This is a genomic window from Capnocytophaga sp. G2 (assembly GCF_035282625.1).
Taxonomy (GTDB): Bacteria; Bacteroidota; Bacteroidia; order Flavobacteriales; family Flavobacteriaceae; genus Capnocytophaga.
Genome location: NZ_JAYKBU010000002.1, coordinates 59,034 through 76,531, shown reverse-complemented (window position 1 = coordinate 76,531; position 17,498 = coordinate 59,034). Strand labels below are relative to the sequence as shown.

Below are 17,498 nucleotides of genomic sequence, written 5' to 3'. Positions count from 1 at the left end.
AAAAGTGAAAAGTGAAAAACGAATAGTGAAAAATGAATTTCTCGCTGGGGCGAACCATATACTCGCCTGCAGGTATTTAGCGATTTTAGCTTGTGCCTACCCTATTATGCAAAAGTGAAAAACAAATAGTGAAAAATGAATCTCTCGCTGGGGCGAGCCATATACTCGCCTGCAGGTATTCAGCGATTTTAGCTTGTGCCTACCTCATTAGTGAAAAGTATAGCCAGCGAGTGCCCACAGCTGGGTATGTGGATGAAAAGTGAAAAATGAATCTCTCGCTGGGGCGAACCATATACTCGCTCATGCAACTTTACTTTTTACTTACAAATAATTGATTATCATTAGGATAAACAATATTCTCAAAAAAGATAGTAAAAAATGTCTTGGATATCAATATTTTTTATACTTTTGCACCTTACTTGAGAATGATTATTTACAAATAAATTCAGTTTATATGTATTGGACATTAGAACTTGCTTCCTACTTAAGTGATGCCCCTTGGCCTGCTACCAAAGAAGAAATCATTGATTATGCCCTTCGTACAGGTGCCCCCATGGAAGTGGTGGAGAACCTTGAAGCTCTTGAAGATGAAGGGGAAGTATATGAATCTATTGAGGAAATCTGGCCTGACTATCCCACTGAAGAGGATTATCTTTGGAACGAAGATGAATATTAAAATTCTTAAAGAGATGGCTTCCATCTCTTTTTTCATAGTATGACTCATATTGACATTATTTTAGGTATTTTCTTAGCCATAGGCATTGTACAAGGGTTCCTCAAGGGGTTCATCTGGGAGGTAGCCTCTCTTATATCTGTATTTGTTGCCTTATGGATCTCCATTCACTTCTCTGCCAGAGTAGCTCCTTTTGTAAGCGACCTTTTTTCCTTCTCTGCAAAAGCCAATCAGGTACTTTCTTTTATCATCACCTTCTTGCTTGCCCTTATCTTAGTAGGGCTAGCAGGAAAGCTCTTAACGAAGATTTTAGAAAGTGCTGCCTTAGGATCAGTAAACCGAGTGGCAGGAGCTGCCTTTGGAATGCTTAAGTGGTCACTCATTATAGGAACGGCACTAATGTACCTAAACCAAGGTGCCATTGAGCTTATTCCTAAAGAAACTACCCAGCAATCCGCTCTCTATCACCCTATCATCAAGACAAGTAGCTGGATATGTACCTATATTTTCCAATATAAGGATACCTTTAACTCTCTCTCCCAATTGCCTTCCTCCCCACATGAAAGTTAAAAATATTTTAATTGATTAGTTTTATTTTTCAAATTACTGTAACTTGCGATGTTTTTGCGCAACTCTCTTAAGAAAAGTTAAAATGAACTTGAAAATAATAACCACTTACTCCTTACTCACTGTTCTCCTTAGCAGTTGCTATTGGCTGGACACCCCTAAGAAAAACAGTCATGCAGTGGCTCGAGTAGGCGATTATTACCTATATGAGGAGGATATCCGAAAACTACTCCCTAAGGACTATACGCTGGAGGATAGCCTACAAATTGTAACCCCTTATATTGATAATTGGGCACTAAAAAAGCTCCTCTTACTCAAAGCAGAGGAGAATATCTCCAATGCCAAAAAAGAAGAATTTGAACATTTAGTAAGCCAATACCGAACCGATTTGTATACCCAATCCTACTTAGACTTACTCTCTCGACAGGTGGATACCGCAATTAGCAAACAAGAAAGAGAGTTATTCTACCAAGAAAATAAGGATATCTTTAAGCTTAATGAGGAATTGATACAACTTCGGTATATACAGCTATCTCCCAGTAGCTTAAGTCCTAAAATCATCAACGCTTTCAAAAATTTTTCTCCTAAGGATAAGCAATATATTGATTCTTTAGCCCCTCACTTCACCTCCTCTTTCCTCAATGATAGTATGTGGGTAAGGGCAAGTGAAGTCCGTGAGAAGTTGCCTATGCTCGCCTCAAGGCTCAATAAGCGATTCTCACATCAGTTCCTTGAGGATAGGGATTCCACCAATGTGTACCTATTAAAAATAAATAACTTCTTGGACAATACCGACTATGCTCCCTTGAATTATGTATATCCAACCCTGCAACAAATTATCCTAAATAAGCGCAGGAGCAATTATATCAATGACTTAGAAAAAGAAATCATCAATAATGCAATTGAAAAGAAACAATTTGAAATCTATGAACAGAATTAACTATTTGGGTACATTATTTTTATCCTTTTTCCTCTGTATCCCATGCCTTTGGGCGCAATCTTCTAAAACGAAAATAGATGGGGTTGCCGCCGTCGTAGGAGATTATCTTATCTTAGAGACCGATATTGACCGTGCTTTAATAGAACTCCGCTCTCAAAATGTGGATACCAAGAATGTAACTCGTTGCCAACTCTTGGGTAAGCTCATGGAGGATAAGCTCTATGTGAACCAAGCCATCCAAGATAGTATCAAGGTTTCCGATACAGATATCCGTGATGGAGTGAATCGCCGTATTGAGTTCTTAACAGATCAGTTGGGAGATATACAAAAGGTCATTCAGTTCTATCACAAGGATGATGAGCAGTCCCTCCGCGATGAGCTCTTTGATATCCTTCGCCAAAACGAACTTAGCTCCCGTATGAAAGCTAAAATCGTAGAGAATATTGAGGTTACTCCTGAGGAAGTAAAACAGTTCTTTAACAAAATACCTAAGGATGAACTTCCTACCATTGGTACAGAATTAGAAATCGCACAAATAGTGATAGAACCTAAAGCACCTCAAAGTGAGGTGAATAAGGTCATTGAACAACTCAAGGAAATCAAGAAAGATGTACAGGAGAATGGGGCTAGCTTCCCCACCAAGGCAATCCTTTATTCTGCCGACAGAGCTACAGGAGGTAAGGAACTAACTTTCAATAGAAAATCCAGTTTTGCTAAAGAATTCAAGGATGTGGCTTTCTCCCTACAAGAAGGCGAAATATCTGACCCCTTCAAAACAGATTTCGGTTGGCATATCCTACAGGTGGTCAAGATACGGGGGAAGGAAGTCTCTGTACGACACATTCTGATGGTACCACAAATCCCACAAAACTCATTGGAAGAAGCAAAAAAGAAAATTAATGATATCCGCAATAAAATTATCAATAAGGAATTCACTTTCGCAGAAGCCGCTAAGAATTTCTCCGATGAAAAGGAAACTAAGGAGGACGGAGGGCAACTGCTAAATCCTGAGAACTATTCTACCAAGTTTGAACTAACTCGTATGGAACCTCTCCTCTATTCACAAGTATCTTCCTTGAAGGATGATGAAATATCCTCCCCTATCATGGATGAGGACAGAACAGGAAGAAAAATGTACAAAATATACCGTATTACCAACCGTATAGGCGAACATACCGCTGATTTTATCAATGATTATACACGAATCCGTGATCTGGCATTGAAAGAAAAACAACTAGAAGCTGTGGGTAAATGGATGAATGAGGCTATCAAAAAAACCTTTATTTCTGTAAAAGGAGAATACAAAAAGTGTTCTTTTTCAAATAATTGGTTAAAAAAATAGAATTTTCTTAGTTAATTTTTCGTAGAATAAGGCTATCTGCAAATAATGCAGGTTGCCTTATTTTTTTACTGATTACAAATAAAAATCAGAAAAATATTGTTTATTTGATTTTTTCTTTATACCTTTGACAGCACATACAATAACATTTTAAAGAAGATTTTTATGAAAGTAACCGTAGTAGGCGCTGGAGCAGTTGGCGCAAGTTGTGCGGAATACATCGCACTGAAGAATTTTACTGCTGAAGTTGTTTTAATTGATATCAAAGAAGGTTTTGCCGAAGGAAAGGCAATGGACCTTATGCAAACAGCCTCCTTGAACGGGTTTGATACCCGTATTATAGGAGTAACTAATGACTATTCCAGAACGGCAGGAAGTGATGTAGCTGTGATCACCTCCGGTATTCCTCGCAAGCCAGGCATGACCCGTGAGGAACTCATTGGTACTAATGCAAATATTGTTAAGTCTGTAGTGGAACAACTGGTTAAGTATTCTCCCAATATCATTGTAATTGTGGTAAGTAACCCTATGGATACTATGACCTATCTGGCACATAAAGCTACCAAATTACCTAAAAATCACATCATTGGTATGGGAGGTGCTTTGGATAGTGCTCGTTTCAGATATCGCTTAGCAGAAGCCCTAAACAGCCCTATCTCCGATGTAGAAGGAATGGTAATTGCTGCTCACAGTGATAGTGGCATGCTCCCCCTTACCCGATTGGCAAGTTATCGCGGAGTGCCTGTTACTGAGTTCTTATCTGAAGAACGTCTCAGCCAAGTTGCTCAAGATACCAAAGTAGGAGGAGCTACTCTTACCAAACTTTTGGGAACTTCCGCCTGGTATGCTCCAGGTGCTGCCGTTTCCGCCTTAGTACAAGCAATCGCTTGTGACCAGAAAAAACTCTTCCCTTGTTCAGCACTCCTTGAAGGAGAATACGGACAAAAGGACGTGTGCGTAGGAGTCCCTGCTATCATCGGTCGTGATGGTATTGAGAAAATTGTAGAAATAAAACTCAATGATGCTGAAAAAGCTAAATTCAGTGAAAGTACTCAAGCTGTACGTGAGGTAAATAAAGCCTTAGAAGGCGTTTTATAAGCCATTAAACAAAAAGAATGGGAGGCTATCTTTTAGGACAGCCTCCTTATTTTCTAAAAATACTCCCTAAAAACACTAAATACAACCTTCTATATACACATATCCCCAACTGCTGCCCGTGTTAGCCTTACTTTTCCCCTCATATCAGATGAAACCCATCCTTATTGTTCAGATTCTCTACGTCCTACTTATCATCATGGTGTGTTTACGCATTATATGGGATACCCGCTCAGTAAGCAAAGCCTTAGCCTACCTGCTCTTGGTAATCTTTGCTCCTATCGTGGGGGCTATTTTCTATTTCTCTTTTGGTATTAACTACCGCAAACACAAAATATACTATAGGAAACTAACCATTGACCAACGCTTCCGAAAAACCTTGCAAGAACATTTTCCTCAATTGCGCAATCATCTCCGCTCATTAGCACCCTATGTAACTTCCTCTTATAAGAAAAGCCTACGCTTTTTATCACATATTGAACAGCGCCCTTCTATTATTCCTAACGAAGAGGTAAAGATAATCTGTAATGGCGAAAATTTCTTCCCACAACTGCTTGAAGCTCTTAAAAAAGCAACACACCACATCCATATTGAGTTCTATATCTATGAAAACGACCATATAGGGAATGCTATCAAGGATATTCTTATTCAGAAAGTAAAAGAGGGGGTAGAGGTACGCTTTATCTATGATGACTTTGGCAGTCAGGATATTCGTAAAAATATTGTAAAGGAATTAAAAGTGCATGGCGTACAGGCTTTCCCTTTCTACAAAATCACCTTCATTAAGCTCGCCAACCGCATGAACTACCGCAACCACCGAAAAATAGTAGTTATTGATGGCTATACGGCTTTTGTAGGGGGAATCAATATCAGTGACAAATATAACAATGCAGAAAAGAATCCCCTCTACTGGCGTGATACCCACTTGATGATACGCGGTTATTCTGTCTACACCTTACAAGCTATTTTCTTACAGGATTGGAACTTTTGTAGTGGGGAAAATGTTAATATCAATGCTCTCTACTTCCCTGTAGATATTACTCCCTATCCCACGAATTATTTTACCCAAATAGTATCCAGCGGAGCTGATTCTGACTTACCTAATATCCTTTATGCTACAGTACAACTTATCTATGCCGCCAAGCGAGAAATACTCCTTACCACGCCCTACTTTGTCCCAGATACCTCTCTGCAAGAAGCCTTAATAATAGCTGCTCTAAGTGGTGTAGAGGTGAAATTACTCCTCCCTAAGGAGGGGGATTCCGTGTTTGTACATACCGCCAGCGAATCCTTCTTTGAAGAACTCCTCAGAGCAGGGGTACAGATTTATCGTTATGAGAAAGGTTTTGTACATGCCAAAACTTTCGTAATTGATAGCGAAGTAGCCTCCGTAGGGACTGCTAATCTTGATGCTCGTAGCTTTGATCTTAATTTTGAAGTAAGTGCTATAGTCTATAACAAAAAGGTAGCCACTGAACTCCGCCTTATTTTCTACGAAGATATAAAAGAAGCCGCTCTACTTTCCATTGACCAATGGAAAAAGCGCAGCCGACTTAAACAGCTCTTAGAGCGCATGGCACGGCTTCTCTCACCTTTCTTGTAGTCAACATCGTTCTTAAGAACCACAGTTGATAAAAATTACTGGAGTACCATCCTCTTCATAGCCCTCTATATCAAAGCCTTCAAAGAAAATATGGTCACCCAAATCTTTATTTGCCAACGTGTTATGAATAAGCCATAATAGTTCTAATGCTCCAAAAGCAGTTCCGTCCCCTGAGTAGAGTTCCGCAACAATAAGAGCATCATACAAGCCTCTTTCATCGGGGGCTTCTTCAAAGAGATTCTCATTGGCAAGAATTTCAAAGTCATGTAGCTCTTTTCTACTCTTGATCCATGCCCGATACATTATCTTCACCTTAGGCGAACGGAAAATGGTTCCAAAAGGATTAAAATCCTCTATATCATTCTCTATATCTGCATTATAAGCCTTTACACTCTCCCAGAAAATCATCAGTCCAGGGTAATGCTCCTGAGTGAATGCCCAGGCTATATTGTCCAAAAGTCCTGTATTCTGAGTAGGAGAGAAATCCGCACATACATTAGGACGATTTACATCCACCACTGGAGGATAAGGAATATCCCTTTCGCTGAAGCGCTCTAACAGAGCACTACTATCATTCTCCAATTTGTAGAGCATCTCCTGTTCATAAAGGGGTACTATACTATAAAAATGTACCTCTTTTCCTGTAGGAAGTTGTGCTATGGCATTTTCTCCATCTTTATCATCGGCTGTAATGAGTAGCATACAAGTGAAGTCAGTTCCTTCCAAAGGATCGCCTGTAGGGATAGTATGTCCCCAAGCTAAGAAAGTATCCTGTTCAATGGGGAGGCGAGCGAGAATCTTTAGCCAGCGAATAGGCCAATAATCCTTTTCTTCATTACTCTTAATATCCCAATGAGCAGGCAGGTTAATAACCATTTCAGCAAAAGGACTTCCTCCAAACCCTTCAGGTACATTCATTGCATAAGCACCCATTCCTCCTGTTACCAAAGTATAATAATTGCGCTCTTTAGTAGGCTTGACAATGTAAATATCACAATGAATATCCGGAGATACTATCTCATGGAATACTTCATCAAATTTTCCAAAATTCTCCTCTATATAATCCTCCAAAGCCTCTCTTTCCTCTTCTTCATAATAAGCGGGCTGACCATCCTTTGAAAGGAACTCCATGGAATCTTTCTCCTCAGAATAAGCCAATCGCCCTGTCTCTATCCCTTCTATTGTTTTAGTAAGCCACTGAAAAAGCCCTGAAAATACAAAAGAGATATCATATTCTTCCAATTCCTTGGAGGGAGTTACTCCTATAAGCTGACCATAAATACCTTCCTGTGGGTCATTATCAAGGTCAAAACATAGGTAGCTATCTATCTCTCCTTCTACCTCATGTATCATAAAAGGCACCCATTTATAATTGAAGAGCTGGTTCTTTATATAGCCTTCTTCCTCAAAGTTCTGTTCTGGAATTTGTAACTTCTGCCAGTTTTCACCAAAGGTGTCTTTAAGAAAATCTGATATTTTTTGTTGGCATTCTTCTATTTCATCAAGCCCTACAAAACGTTGCTCTGAGCCAAAGAAAGGTTTCTTTTCTCTCTGTCCATCAAAAGTTCTATGTAGTTGTTTGAAATCCTCAGGGAGGGTAAAGCCTAATCGTCTCTCAAGGGCTTCTATTTTCTCTTCCGTAGCTGGCTTCCCTAAGCGCTGTTCCATTTGTGGAGCATACTTCCGAATTGTCTTTACAAAATCTTCTAATATATACTCCACACCTCCTCTGCCTCCTTCTACAGCATCCAATAGTGTAATTCCTTTCTCCTGAGCAATAGTTACATAATGTAATAACTCCTGTGCTCCTGAAAGAGAAGCGGCTCTTTCAAGATGTTTTTTAGCATTCTCTATATCATTAAGGTAGAAGTAAGAATACCCTATACGATAATTCCACACCTCTGTATCACCTATTTCAGCTTCAAGATATTTGAAAATCTCCACAGCTCTACGCAGATATTTCTCATTTCCCTCAGATGAATCTAACCAATATAAGTTATTATAGGCACGTCCCAATTCACTGAGCACCGCTGTAGTCTTATCCTCATGAGGGAGATTCTCTATAAAGTCAATGATCGCCTGAATATGGTCGTCTTCATTCCACTTGTCAATTTTTTTTAAAATCTGTTGTTCTGTCATAGTATTGATTCTTATTTGTTTACAAAATTTTTCGTGCCTTTTTTATACAAAAAATGGCAAGCTACCTACATCGCACCGCTACAACCTTATACCTTTGCTGCGTTCCCACCCTGGAGGATTCTAAGGGAGCTGGTCGTGTAGGACTTGCCGAGTGCAAAGGTACAAAAAAAATGAAACAATACAAATTATTTTCAATCTTTTTTTGTAACTTCTCTGAGTACCTCTACTTACCTCTCTTGAAAAATCATAATCCACTGTATATTAATCTAAAAGAAAAGATAATTACATAGTAACGCTCTAGGGTTCTTCCATTACAAAAACTCATACGCTAGAAGGAAACATTATAACGGCTCATACGGGGAGCAAAAACGCCCAAAGAAAAAGTTTTTAATTCTTTGGACGTGTAAATCATCTCTATTAAAAAGATCTAGTGCTATTATTGTTCTTTTATCAAAAACAAATATACGGGAAAGTGATCGGAATAACCCCCTGTATAGCTTCCGTTAGCATAACTACGGAAAGGATAACCTGCATACCTCCCTGATGGATTTGCCAATTCTGGGCTGTTGAACACACCCGCTTTCCAATATTTATAGCCTTTCCCCTCTGGAGCAAGATATCCATAAGTAATTATAAACTGGTCAAATAAGCTCCAACTATCACGATATGCCAAAGTCCCTATCCCTTTCTTATACATGCTTTCCATAGGATTGTATAGCTCTCCTTGTCGTACTTTATTCTTGTCCGCTTTTGTTTTAAGCACTTTCTTAAACCCTGAATTGGTAGGATCATCATTGAAATCCCCCATACTAATCACCTTAGCCATAGGATTAATCGTAGTTAAGGAATCAAAGATTCTTTTATTTAAGGCAGCAGCGGCTTCTCTTAAAGGACGGCTTGCAGCTTCCCCTCCTGAACGTGAGGGCCAGTGATTAACAATAAAATGTATTTCCTCCCCGTCCATCTCTCCTGAAATAAGAATCTGATCACGTGTGTAACGGCGCTTCCCCGCAGCATCCTTGATATCTAAGAAATGTTTAGAGGTCTTTGTAGGCTTGAATACTCCCTGCTTATACAGAAAGGCTACATCTATCCCACGAGCATCAGGAGAATTATAATGAACAATCCCATAATAGTTACCCTTCAATGCTTCAGAATTTATCAAATCCTCCACTACATCACGATTCTCTACCTCTGCTAATCCTACAAAATCAGGGGCTTGCCCTGTAACATCTTTTCCTATCTTAGCAATTGTAGTACTAAGCTTATTGATGTGGTCAAAATAATGCTCACTTGTCCAATGATCTTTCCCCGTAGGAGTGCGATCATCATCAAATTTCTTGGGGTCATTTATCGTATCAAAGAGGTTCTCCACATTATAGAACGCTACAGTACGAACCTTATAAGTCTTAGATTGTGCTTCCACAAACAAACTATTTAACGTCAATAGAATACAAAAAGGTAAACAGAATTTTTTCATCTAAAGTAATTTTTGACAAAAATACGATTTTCTCCTTTAAAAAACAAATATAACCTAAAATATTCCCTCGTCAATTATCACAAATTTCTATGGTTTTTTAACTTTCCTTTTTCTACTTTTCTCATTGAATTTCCGTACAAAGAAGGTAATCGTAACTATCTGCACCTTGCCATAACACTCAAAGAAAAAGGGAAAGGGTATTGCCTAAATGAGCAATGCCCTTTCCCTTTATAAAATAACTAATGTAACTTTACTTTGAGAATTCTACCTTAATAATTACAACTCCATTCATTCCTTTTTCTTTAAAATCCTCTGTACGCTTAGTTCCTTTCTTGAAAACCGTAGTGGAAGTAATCTTAGTGATTTTGGAAAGTTCACTCTGTGAATACTCCATTATATCCTTATAATTAACCAGTACCAAAGGATAAGCTTCTGTTCTTTTCTGGTTCTTATTGATATAATTCTGATAATCTCGAAGGGATTTCTTTAGTTTTAGCTTAAAAGTCTCATTTAGGATTTTTTCTCCTCCTTGTAAGGACTCTGTAAAAGTTGCCGTTGTGGAGGAACTTCCTTGTGCCAATTCTGTATTAATGACCCTTTGACCGGTACGGAACTCTTCTGACTTTCGCTTCCTTTCTTCTTCCTTAGCTTTCTTTTCTGCTTCCTTCTTAGCATTGTATTCAGCTACTTCTTTAGCATATTGCTGCTTGGCTTCCTCCTCTGCCTTCTTTTTGGCTTCCTCTTCTGCTCTACGCTTTTCTACTTCTCTCTGAATAGCCTGTTTACGTTCTAATTCTGCTTTTTCCTTAGCCGCTTTCTCTTTCTCTAAGCGTTCTGTCTCTCTCTCATATTCAGCCCTTCTTTTGGCTTGCTCTTCCTTTTCTTTGGCTTTTTTCTCTGCTTTTTCCCTCTCAGCTTTCACTTGAGCAGCCAATACATCCTCATAAGCAGAGTCAAAAACAGGTTTCCCTTCAGCCTTTCCAAAGTTATAATTAAAGAAGAAAATAGGGCGTGTATCTTTCGTAGGTTTTGCTTTCCCAAAGAAAGCACACCATGAAGCATTTACACGTAAGTAATATCCCCATCCTTCAAAAAAACGAGTATATGTATAGTTCTTAAACCCAAATAGCTTAGTGGCTAAGCTATATCCCTCTACCTTAAAAGTAGGACTATTCGTTTCTATATACTTAATCTTGTTATTCTTATCCACCCCAAGAGAGTAATCCACCTTATTCACTGTTGTCTTCTCCTTCCTAAGGAATCCCAAAGGTGTCTCCAAGGTTTCGTTCAGATGATTGTCCTTCCATGTCTCCTCCAATTTAGGTTGAGCAAAGACAAAAAAAGACAAACAAAAACTCAAAGTCATCAAAAAATACTTTATTCTCATTTGTTTAGTAATATAAAATTCTTGATTAAAAAACTTTTCAGGGTGCAAACATACAAAAAAACTTAATACAAACCTAATTTCTACAAAAAATAATCTTATCTTCCTAAATCCCTATTCTTTCTTTATCTCCTTGAGTAAATACTTTTGACTTACTAATATAACCTTTTATGTATTTTCTTATTTTTTCAGACTCATTTCCAAGATTTTGTAATATAAAATCCTTATCCTCCACAATATTACTACGATAAGGGACTATCTTAGGCAAATGCTCCTGCACACTAAGGCGAATAAAATGAACCTCTATATCGGTAGGTGCTTCCTTTACAGCTTCCTCTATAAGTTTTTTGCCCTCCTTAAGCATTTGTCTTAACTTCCCTGATTGCTTGGAATACATCATCAAAGAAGCTCCCTTATAAGCTTTCTTTACGGGAGTATTTAAGGCTACAGATTCCATGAGGGTATAGAATTTTTCCGTACTTTCTTTGCTATCGGAGGCTTTGATATATTCCTTCTGTATTTCCTCTACAGATTGTGCCTGAAGGGGAAGGCAAACTATAAAAAACAACAAACATATTCTTAACATAGCTTATAAGTATTCGTTAGTTTCAGTGCTACCGTATCCCCAAAAGAAGTTATATTCTTTACAACAATAGCATCCGGTTGTTCTGTAAGTTCCAACTGTAATGTTAGTTCTGAAGAAGTGTTAGGATTAATCAGTGCCATGAACTTGACATTAGCAGTCTTGCTCAGAAAAAGCTCCTTATGGGTAATCCCCTCTGTGATATCTTTGATAATCTGCAACATACACACACCAGGCGTAATAGGGTTATTCGGGAAATGCCCTTTGAAAATAGGATGTAGCGGATTAAGAGAAATATAACAAGTATATTTTCCTTCTCCTAAAGATTGTATTTCATTAAGTGTATAAAAATCTTCTAACATAGTCTCTTTAGTTATAGATCATAATAAATTCAAGGTAATTTTCACTTGTAAAGTATGGTGTTCTATTATAACTTGCCTTAGCTCTCCTTTTCCTTCACAGGAGAATTTAAAAGTTGTATATTTATTTGAACCCTTAGTATTTATCTGTTGATATACATTTTTATCTTGATTTACAAACAAATAGCTTTTCTCTTTACCTTCTTCAGATAAATAGATAACCTCCCGTGAGGTTACATACTTTTCCGTACTGTGGAATGTCCTAAGCAAGTCCGAAAAATCACGCTGGAGGAGCCTAATCAAAATCTTCCTATCTAAGTCCTCATTAATATAATTGACCCTCCATTGGTCTTCCTTATTATAAGAAAAATCCAAGAGTGTATTTCCAAAATCAGTCGTAAGTGCTACCCTATAGAAAAGAGAGGTTGTCTTTATCGCTAAAATTCCATTAAAAGTATGCCCATAAGCCTCTATCGTAGCACGAAAGAGGTATTCTTCTCCGGATTTAAAATAAGGATTCTCAATCCTTTCCTCTATCTTTTCTCGCTGAGAATCCTTCGGTACATAAAAGGGAGTCCCACAACCTAAGAAAAAGAAAAAAATACTATATATTAAAAACCGATGCATCAATAGGAGTATTGAGTTTTTTGTTCATAAAAATAATTTCAGTATAATCCTCTGTAGGTTCTATAAGCTTAACGCGCCCCACAGTAGCATCTGAGGAAAAGAATAAATGGATTTCCTTAATATACTTTTGCAAAGTCCTATCCTTAGGAGAGAACTTTGCCAAGGTCTCATTCCCTGATGTATACAGAATTATCGCAAACTCCTTATCATCAAACATGTTACCGCTCACAGAACTGACAATCAGCTTATTTATCTTCTTAAAAATCTTATTATCAGCTTTCATCTGAGAGACTTTCCCTTCGTCATTCACTTTGATATTATCTCTCTGGAAAACAATTTGATAGCGATAAGGAGTGGTATACTGCCAATTCAGCTGATCAGGCTTTAAAAAAGCCATTTTCCCCTTCGTTTCTATATCTTTGGACATGAATTCCAAATGTTTTCTCTGTTTAAAATCTGCCTGTAAGGTTTCAATAGTCGCATTCTTCTCTATCACCTTAGCCTTGAAAGCAGTAATTTGTGCTTGAGTAAGTGCCTTTTCCTGCCCCCATAGCAAGGTGGTCATTATAAGACCAAAAAATAGGTATCCGTACTTCATTCTATAGTTTTTTATAACAGACTCACAATAACTATGCCATACTAAACAAGGCAAGGACGTATAAAGGCATCCAGCTGCTGATATTCTATCAAGAACGCATCATGACCATGAATAGAAATGATCTCATGATAGGTTACTCTCTTATCCATTTGTTGTAATCGTTCAAAGGTCAAACGGTTCTCTTCGGGGACAAAATATAGGTCAGTATTGGTAGCAATAATATGAATTTGTGTAGTTACCCGAGCCATTACCTGCTCAAACGTTCCCCTATCCTTACCTATATCAATCGTTTTAACCAATTGATTCATTAACCTATAAGCAGGTAAGGTAAACCGGTTTTGGAGCTTCTCACCATGATGTAAAAGCCATGTTTCCGTATTGAAGAGATTCTTATCAGGATTTACACTACGGTCAAATTTTTCTTTGAGAGAAGCAGGGGTACGATAGCAAAGCATCGCATGCATACGCGCATCGTGTAGGGGATTATTCCCTTCCAGAAGCCTCTCTTGGATAAGACAGTTAGCAATCACCCAATCGGTCGTCTTCCAATCGGTCGCTACTGCGAAAAAATGAGTAACATATTCAGGAGCGAGGGCTATCATCTCCCAAGCAATCCCTCCGCCTAAAGAGCTACCTGAGAGAATTTCCAGATGATTCACCTGCAGTTGCGCCAAACCTAATAAAAAGATACGCGCTACATCCCTCGCTATCCATTCCTTATAATCCTTAATCAATTCGTGTTCCCTGCTGCGATAACCGTTCCCTGGTATATTAAAACAAATAACCGTATGAGTAGTGGTATCAAAAGCCTTTCCCTCCCCTACTGTCTGGTTCCACCAACCTTCCTTACCTATTACTTGTGAATTGCCTGTAAGAGCGTGATTAACCACTATTACCGGTGCTTCTCCTAAAGGCTTCCCAAAGGTTTGATAGGTAAGGTTCAGTAAAGGATATTTTCTTCCTGATAAAGTAACAAAGTCTTTGATTTCTATACACTTAAGCTCCTTCATAGCAATATAACCTATAATCAAAATAAATAACTTATCTTTCTTTTTACTTTTAAACGCAAAAGTAGTCTTTTATAATAAAATAAACAAATCTTTATAGGTTTTTTTCTAAGAATCCTATATTCCCCATAAAATAATAAATTATTACACACAAATATTTAAAAATCATTATATTATGAAATAATAAATAATTTTTCCTTTTTTATTTGTTTATACCACTTTTTTGATGTACTTTTGTCCTATGGAATTAAACAAAGAAGCCATCTCTAAAAGGCTTAATGAAGTATATATATATTTGCGTAAGCATACCGAATATGTATCCCAAACCCTCTTAGCTCAGAAAATAGGAGAGTCCAGGAGTAATTTCTCTGCTGCCCTCAATGGCAATGAAAAATATATCACAGAGGGATTAATAAGAAAGTTAGTCAATACTTTCCCAGAGATAAGTAAGGATTGGCTCCTACAGGGAAAGGGAGAAATGCTCTCCCCTGATGAAGAATTAGAGGAAAATTACCTAAGAGACCAACGCAAGAAATATGGGCTCTCTCTTGCCGAAATAAGCGAATATACCAAGATTCCTCTGCAGAACCTGAAGGCTTACGAGTATGATGAGAAAAGAATCCCTGTGAAAGTTCAAGCTCTGTTAGAACGCTTCTTTGAACGTGTGGAATATGAATATGAAAATCGCAATGAGGATATTGACTCCCAAATCCCTGTACTACAAACCGAACAGATAATCTCCTCGGTGAAGGTACCTTATTATGATGTGGATTTTGCAGGAGGATGGACTTCTATGGAGTTATTTTCACAAGTGAAACCTTCCTTTATCATAAGTTCTCCTGATTTTGCACGGGCTGAATTCGCTTGTAACCTCGTTGGAAATTCTATTTCCAGACGCATTAGGAGTGGGTCTATTATCGGACTTCGCAAAATAGAAGACTGGCAAGTGTACTTTCCCACCAGCGAACTCTATGCTGTAGTACTCAAAAATAACTTACGAACAGTCAAGATTGTTAAAAGAAGTAAAAAAGAAGGATTCTTGGAGCTTATCCCTGACCCTCTCCCTGAATATAATCATCCTCCTTATGAAATGGAGTTAGTTCCTATGGATTACGTGATTGAATTCTATCAAGTAGTTGCCTACGCTTTCTTTGAACGGCTTACTATGTAAGATATAACTCTATAAGATCATATTTATTTTTACTTTATATTTTACTTTTATTTTTTCATCTAAATATTGTACCTTTGCGCCCTAAAAATATGTAGTAATGAAAAATTTAGAGCCGAAAACCGTAGCTTTCTCTCGCTCTGTCTCCACGGATTTAGTATTGCCTAATGAGACCAACCATTATGGAAACATGTTTGGGGGAGAACTTTTAGCACGTATGGACAGGGTGGGGACTATTGCTGCTGTTCGTCATTCAGGAAATGTAGTGGTTACTGCTGCAGTGAATTCTGTTTCCTTTAATAAAACGATCCCACAAGGGAGCATGGTAACTGTGGAAGCTATGGTTTCCCGCGCCTTCACCTCCTCTATGGAAGTATATATAGACGTATGGGTAGAGGATCCTGAAAATGGGAATCGTGTAAAATCCAATGAGGCAATTTACACATTCGTAGCCCTCAATAAAGCAGGGCAACCCGTGGAAGTACCTCAAGTAATCCCAGAAACTTCTTTGGAAATAGAACGTTACCAAGGAGCCTTAAGACGTAAGCAACTGAGCCTTGTCCTTGCAGGACGACTTAAGCCCCATGATGCAAGTGAATTACAGGACTTTTTCCAAGACTTAGAGCATCAATAACCATAACGCTCTCCCCACAGCGACTTAAGGTAGCTGCGCAAAGCATTTTCCTTAGGATTATCACCTGGTTCATACAAACGTTTCCCTTGCAATTCTTCGGGCATAAAATCCTGAAAAACAAAGTTGTGAGGATAATCATGTGCATACTGATAATCTTTTCCATAGGAAAGTTCTTTCATAAGAGTAGTAGGAGCATTACGCAAATGCAAAGGAACAGAAAGGTTCCCTTGTTGTTTTACCCACTGTTGAGCCATATTAATAGCCTTATAGGAGGCATTGCTCTTAGGTGAACTTGCCAGATAAATAGCACATTGGCTTAGGATGATGCGTGATTCAGGATAGCCTATAACAGTTACTGCCTGAAAGGTATTATTAGCCATTACCAATGCCATAGGATTAGCATTCCCTATGTCCTCACTGGCTAAGATAAGCATCCTGCGAGCAATAAACTTGACATCCTCTCCTCCTTCAATCATACGGGCTAACCAGTAAACAGCTGCATTGGGGTCACTCCCTCGTATGGACTTAATAAAGGCTGAAATAATATCATAATGCTGCTCCCCTACTTTATCATAAAGGACTGTATTCTGTTGTACAATCTGTAATACTTTTTCATTGGTAATAAGGATTTCCTCTCCTTCTGAAAAGGTATTAACAATAAGTTCAAAGGTATTGAGGAGCTTACGACCATCTCCGTCCGAAAGGCGCAAAAGAGCTTCGGTCTCCTTAAGATTTATTTTTTTGTTTTTCAGCTGAATATCCTCTAAGATCGCACGATGAAGCAAGGCAAGCAAATCCTCTTTGGTAAATGGATGAAGGGTATATACCTGACAGCGTGAAAGAAGTGCTGGAATCACTTCAAAACTTGGATTTTCTGTAGTGGCTCCTATCAATGTTACCCAACCGCGCTCTACTGCTTCCAAGAGAGAATCCTGTTGAGTCTTATTAAACCGATGTATTTCATCTATGAAGATAATTGGATTCTTAGGAGTGAAAAGCCCTTGCTCTCGCTTGGATTTTTCAATAATATCCCTTACCTCCTTAATGCCACTGCTGATAGCACTTAAGGAGAAAAAAGCTCGCTGCCCCTCCTTTGCTATGATGTATGCCAAGGTGGTCTTTCCTGTTCCAGGAGGTCCCCAGAAGATAAGTGAAGGAGTAATGCCCTTTTCTATTTGCATACGCAAAGCCCCTCCCTCTCCCACAAGGTGAGATTGACTAATATAATCAGAAAGCCGTACAGGACGCATACGTTCAGCAAGAGGTCGTGAATCTATCATTGAACTAAATAGTGAAAATTTT

The 17,498-nt window shown here is 38.4% G+C and carries 18 protein-coding genes and 1 other RNA gene; 9 read left to right on the top strand and 10 right to left on the bottom strand.

Annotation, left to right across the window (positions count from 1 at the left end; translation table 11 throughout):
- Positions 1–128 precede the first annotated feature (128 nt).
- The 7 genes from VJJ03_RS01930 to cls all read left to right on the top strand — a co-directional run bounded on the left by VJJ03_RS01930 (position 129) and on the right by cls (position 6,217).
- Positions 129–263, top strand: a complete 135-nt coding sequence (locus tag VJJ03_RS01930; protein ID WP_256378933.1) for a hypothetical protein — start codon at positions 129–131, stop codon at positions 261–263.
- 191 nt (positions 264–454) lie between these two features.
- Entirely contained in the window at positions 455–676 is a 222-nt protein-coding gene (locus tag VJJ03_RS01925; RefSeq protein WP_009746483.1) for a DUF2795 domain-containing protein, read from the top strand.
- Positions 677–715: 39 nt separating this feature from the next.
- Complete coding sequence (locus VJJ03_RS01920) at positions 716–1,243, top strand: CvpA family protein (RefSeq protein WP_323973493.1); 528 nt, start codon at positions 716–718, stop codon at positions 1,241–1,243.
- A gap of 82 nt (positions 1,244–1,325) precedes the next feature.
- Positions 1,326–2,180, top strand: coding sequence for a hypothetical protein (locus VJJ03_RS01915; RefSeq protein ID WP_323973491.1), 855 nt, complete (start codon positions 1,326–1,328; stop codon positions 2,178–2,180).
- Complete coding sequence (locus VJJ03_RS01910) at positions 2,167–3,522, top strand: peptidylprolyl isomerase (protein ID WP_040358530.1); 1,356 nt, start codon at positions 2,167–2,169, stop codon at positions 3,520–3,522. The genes VJJ03_RS01915 and VJJ03_RS01910 overlap by 14 nt, the downstream gene beginning before the upstream one ends.
- Positions 3,523–3,684: 162 nt before the next feature.
- Positions 3,685–4,617 carry a malate dehydrogenase gene (locus VJJ03_RS01905; RefSeq protein ID WP_009746487.1) on the top strand — a complete coding sequence of 311 codons (933 nt, stop codon included), beginning with the start codon at positions 3,685–3,687 and terminating at the stop codon, positions 4,615–4,617.
- A 148-nt stretch (positions 4,618–4,765) separates the two neighbouring features.
- Complete coding sequence (cls, locus tag VJJ03_RS01900) at positions 4,766–6,217, top strand: cardiolipin synthase (RefSeq protein WP_040358100.1); 1,452 nt, start codon at positions 4,766–4,768, stop codon at positions 6,215–6,217.
- Between the two features lie 12 nt (positions 6,218–6,229).
- Here cls and VJJ03_RS01895 read toward each other — a convergent pair whose 3' ends face one another.
- The 9 genes from VJJ03_RS01895 to VJJ03_RS01855 all read right to left on the bottom strand — a co-directional run bounded on the left by VJJ03_RS01895 (position 6,230) and on the right by VJJ03_RS01855 (position 14,397).
- On the bottom strand, positions 6,230–8,356 hold the full coding sequence (locus VJJ03_RS01895; RefSeq protein ID WP_323973489.1) for a suppressor of fused domain protein: 2,127 nt from the start codon (positions 8,354–8,356) through the stop codon (positions 6,230–6,232).
- A gap of 51 nt (positions 8,357–8,407) precedes the next feature.
- Positions 8,408–8,506, bottom strand: an RNA gene (gene ffs / locus VJJ03_RS01890) — signal recognition particle sRNA small type.
- Between the two features lie 286 nt (positions 8,507–8,792).
- The gene (locus tag VJJ03_RS01885; RefSeq protein ID WP_009746491.1) at positions 8,793–9,836 is read right to left on the bottom strand and encodes an endonuclease/exonuclease/phosphatase family protein; all 1,044 of its coding nucleotides are present in this window, start codon (positions 9,834–9,836) and stop codon (positions 8,793–8,795) included.
- Positions 9,837–10,086: 250 nt separating this feature from the next.
- The gene (locus VJJ03_RS01880; RefSeq protein ID WP_323973487.1) at positions 10,087–11,202 is read right to left on the bottom strand and encodes a hypothetical protein; all 1,116 of its coding nucleotides are present in this window, start codon (positions 11,200–11,202) and stop codon (positions 10,087–10,089) included.
- 124 nt (positions 11,203–11,326) lie between these two features.
- Entirely contained in the window at positions 11,327–11,806 is a 480-nt protein-coding gene (locus VJJ03_RS01875; protein WP_323973485.1) for a hypothetical protein, read from the bottom strand.
- Positions 11,800–12,165, bottom strand: coding sequence for a 3-hydroxyacyl-ACP dehydratase (locus VJJ03_RS01870; RefSeq protein ID WP_009746494.1), 366 nt, complete (start codon positions 12,163–12,165; stop codon positions 11,800–11,802). Before VJJ03_RS01870 ends, VJJ03_RS01875 begins: the two co-directional genes overlap by 7 nt.
- 18 nt (positions 12,166–12,183) lie before the next feature.
- Positions 12,184–12,789 carry a hypothetical protein gene (locus VJJ03_RS01865; protein ID WP_323973483.1) on the bottom strand — a complete coding sequence of 202 codons (606 nt, stop codon included), beginning with the start codon at positions 12,787–12,789 and terminating at the stop codon, positions 12,184–12,186.
- The gene (locus tag VJJ03_RS01860) at positions 12,767–13,387 is read right to left on the bottom strand and encodes a LolA family protein (protein WP_040358536.1); all 621 of its coding nucleotides are present in this window, start codon (positions 13,385–13,387) and stop codon (positions 12,767–12,769) included. The genes VJJ03_RS01865 and VJJ03_RS01860 overlap by 23 nt, the downstream gene beginning before the upstream one ends.
- 41 nt (positions 13,388–13,428) lie before the next feature.
- On the bottom strand, positions 13,429–14,397 hold the full coding sequence (locus VJJ03_RS01855; RefSeq protein WP_323973481.1) for an alpha/beta fold hydrolase: 969 nt from the start codon (positions 14,395–14,397) through the stop codon (positions 13,429–13,431).
- Between the two features lie 238 nt (positions 14,398–14,635).
- Between VJJ03_RS01855 and VJJ03_RS01850 the strand changes: the two genes are divergently transcribed.
- Together VJJ03_RS01850 and VJJ03_RS01845 are read left to right on the top strand one after the other, a co-directional pair.
- Entirely contained in the window at positions 14,636–15,565 is a 930-nt protein-coding gene (locus VJJ03_RS01850; RefSeq protein ID WP_323973479.1) for a hypothetical protein, read from the top strand.
- A 97-nt stretch (positions 15,566–15,662) separates the two neighbouring features.
- A complete protein-coding gene (locus VJJ03_RS01845; protein ID WP_009746499.1) occupies positions 15,663–16,196 on the top strand; it encodes an acyl-CoA thioesterase in 534 nt (177 codons plus the stop codon).
- Here VJJ03_RS01845 and VJJ03_RS01840 read toward each other — a convergent pair.
- On the bottom strand, positions 16,190–17,476 hold the full coding sequence (locus VJJ03_RS01840; RefSeq protein WP_323973476.1) for a replication-associated recombination protein A: 1,287 nt from the start codon (positions 17,474–17,476) through the stop codon (positions 16,190–16,192). The genes VJJ03_RS01845 and VJJ03_RS01840 overlap by 7 nt on opposite strands.
- Between the last annotated feature and the right edge of the window lie 22 nt (positions 17,477–17,498).